Origin of the sequence: Parabacteroides sp. CH2-D42-20, from assembly GCF_003670185.1 — a bacterium.
Taxonomy (GTDB): Bacteria; Bacteroidota; Bacteroidia; order Bacteroidales; family Tannerellaceae; genus Parabacteroides; species Parabacteroides distasonis.
Genome location: NZ_RAYG01000073.1, coordinates 1 through 2,495, shown reverse-complemented (window position 1 = coordinate 2,495; position 2,495 = coordinate 1). Strand labels below are relative to the sequence as shown.

Here is a 2,495-nt window from a genome sequence, read left to right as displayed (position 1 = left end):
TATGAGGAGGTACTCAATGAGGAGGAAACCTCCAAGCCTACTTTTCATCCGAAGATCAAGATCGCCCAAGTCCGTGCATATGACTATGCTGACGCCAATCTGCGGATTGATGCCTTGGTACGTGCTTGTGCCGTGGAGGGGGATATGCAGATCGTGAAGCGGATGAAGGAGATCGTTCCTGAGTTCAAGAGCCAGCATTCTAAATATGAGGTGTTGGATGAATAGAGCGAAATAAAAAGTAAATTATGGATTTATCCGTGAGGGCCTATGCTATTAATGTTGATTTAAATATAGCGTCAAAAAAGAAGAGCCTCCCTAGAGGCATTTGCAAGAAAAGAGAAAGAACCATGTGGGTTTTGTGATGAAAAGATAGGATGATAGAGATTTTGTAGAATCGATATAAGGTCAAGGTTTTGTACCGGTCTTCTTTTCCCGTAAAGGGATTTAGAAGGCCGGTTCTGTTTTTATATATGTATTTGAAAATCCGTATGTAAGTACGGTGTCCGGCCATATGCGGCGCAGGGATAAACATTCCCCCTGTGTTCGCATGATGAAAAAGATCTATGAGCGTTTGAGAGAGAGATTGGGGCATAAGCCCACGGTGAAGAATTTTGACGCGTTCTTGGTAACGTTGGGGCCGGATGAGCGGGAGTCTTGGAAAATGGATGTGTGTAGTTTGGGATATGGAGATTATTATAGGAAGATGCCCGGGGCGTACCGTAAATTTATCCGGAAGTATATGGAGCATGACCGGGAGTGCGAACGGTGTTATATACGTAAGTATACGGTGCGTGGTGATTTGTTGTATTCCCCATTTCGTCCGGAACTCTTGTTGGAGCTAGTGAAACTCGTGGAGTTTACGGATCGAGAGACCCCTCCTTCCTCCTTGGAGATGGCCTCTTGCCTGTTGATGGGGTTTGATTTTCCGGACTCGGTGCGTAGCTTGGCTTCTCATTTGCGAGAGGCGGGGCATTCTGCGGAAGCAGTCTTGGTGCTTGCCGGAAAGAGGGAGGTGACGGATGAGTTTTAAAAGAGATATGGATTTGAATGTTAGTTAAGAATAGCAGGTTTTTGTTGTCTTTGAAAAGGGGAATTTTGGGGCTTTTTTATTTTTAATTAGTTGAATATTACTTGTTTGATGGATAAAACTACGGACGTTCGTCTCTTCTGGGCCATCTTACCTTTGTGTCGTGCTCCATAAGGGGTATATAACCATAAAAATTAAAAGATATGGCACAAGGTTTTAAGTTGGTGTTGCGTCCGTCGAAGCCGGGTGAGAAGGATTCAGAGAAAAAGTTTTATGCGGTGTCGAAAACGAATGGTACCTCTAGTATGAAAACGCTATGTAAGTTGATCTCGGCACGTAGTACGGTGTCGTCGGCAGATGTGAAGGCGGTATTGGATAACCTTAATTTCGTATTAGATATGGAACTTCAGGAGGGTCGTATCGTAAAGTTCGGCGATTTTGGGAGTTTTCGGATCTCGGTGAGTAGTGATGGTGTAACAGATAAAAAGGATTTCAATTCGAGTATGCTGCGCCCGCCGCGTATCATTTTCACTCCGGGAGGTGAGTTGAAGGATACGAAGAAGACACTGGAGTACTCACGGATCTCCCAAGATGGTGCCACTGCGGAGGCTGGTGGCTCTGATAGTGATAGCCCGAGTGAGATTTAACGTGCAACTGGTAATGGCCGTGCTGCTTTGCGTGGCCGGCCTTGCCTTAGTATTCTGTGGTTTTTGGGTGGCTCCTTCCGGTGAGATAGATAACAGCGTGCTGGTCGCATTTGGGGAGATCTGTACGTTTGCCGGTGCGTTGTTTGGGGTGGACTACTCTTATAAATTGAAAATTAAGGATTGAAAATTGAAAATTTGAGTTAAGATGGAAAAGGATGAGAAGAGATTGACAGAGCATTTTCGTATGGACGAGTTTGTTTATAGTGCGATGGCGGTGGAACTTGGACTTAATAATGCGTTACCTTCGGAGGTAATACCGGCGATACGGAATCTAACGGTACGGTTGTTGGAACCTTTGCGTATATATCATCGACAGCCTATGTATATCATGAGTGGCTATCGAAGCGAAGAGTTAAACCGATTGTTGGGAGGTGCCCCTAGCTCGCAACATATGAAGGGGGAGGCGGTAGACATTTACACGGTGGATCGCAACCGACTATTGGAGGACTTGGTGGCAAGCTGTCTGAATTTTGATCAGGCGATCCTTTATCGTACGAAGGGATTCATACATCTTTCATTAAAAAAACATGGGGTGAACAGAAAACAGATTTTATTTAAATAGGAGGGGGTATGAGTGGATTTAGGAAAAAAGGATACTATATATTGTGTTTTATCGTACGTACATTATATAACTTGTTAAGTCTTGAAAAAAAACTTGAAAAATAATGCCCGATAAATTTGGACCGTATGTTTTATAGCATTACTTTTGCACCCGCATTCGAGAGAGAACGGCGCTTCAGAAATGATGGAAACGTGGAGGT

General features: G+C 44.2%; 4 protein-coding genes and 1 pseudogene. All 5 read left to right on the top strand.

Annotation, left to right across the window (positions count from 1 at the left end; genetic code table 11):
- Positions 1-225, top strand: a pseudogene (locus D7V92_RS21740) (polysaccharide biosynthesis protein); the annotation flags it as partial.
- 322 nt (positions 226-547) lie between these two features.
- Positions 548-1,030 carry a hypothetical protein gene (locus tag D7V92_RS21730; RefSeq protein WP_087347304.1) on the top strand — a complete coding sequence of 161 codons (483 nt, stop codon included), beginning with the start codon at positions 548-550 and terminating at the stop codon, positions 1,028-1,030.
- Positions 1,031-1,230: 200 nt separating this feature from the next.
- On the top strand, positions 1,231-1,674 hold the full coding sequence (locus D7V92_RS21725) for an HU family DNA-binding protein (RefSeq protein ID WP_008774393.1): 444 nt from the start codon (positions 1,231-1,233) through the stop codon (positions 1,672-1,674).
- Entirely contained in the window at positions 1,664-1,858 is a 195-nt protein-coding gene (locus D7V92_RS22000) for a hypothetical protein (protein WP_140394020.1), read from the top strand. Before D7V92_RS21725 ends, D7V92_RS22000 begins: the two co-directional genes overlap by 11 nt.
- A gap of 21 nt (positions 1,859-1,879) precedes the next feature.
- Positions 1,880-2,296 (top strand): D-Ala-D-Ala carboxypeptidase family metallohydrolase, encoded by a 417-nt coding sequence (locus tag D7V92_RS21720; RefSeq protein WP_009018668.1) that lies wholly within the window; start codon positions 1,880-1,882, stop codon positions 2,294-2,296.
- The last annotated feature ends 199 nt before the right edge of the window (positions 2,297-2,495 follow it).

What these genes read in the sequence shown, in the direction of transcription:
- D7V92_RS21730 (WP_087347304.1), top strand. Translation starts at nt 548, where the DNA reads ATGATGAAAAAGATCTATGAGCGTTTGAGAGAGAGATTGGGGCATAAG.
- D7V92_RS21725 (WP_008774393.1), top strand. Translation starts at nt 1,231, where the DNA reads ATGGCACAAGGTTTTAAGTTGGTGTTGCGTCCGTCGAAGCCGGGTGAG.
- D7V92_RS21720 (WP_009018668.1), top strand. Translation starts at nt 1,880, where the DNA reads ATGGAAAAGGATGAGAAGAGATTGACAGAGCATTTTCGTATGGACGAG.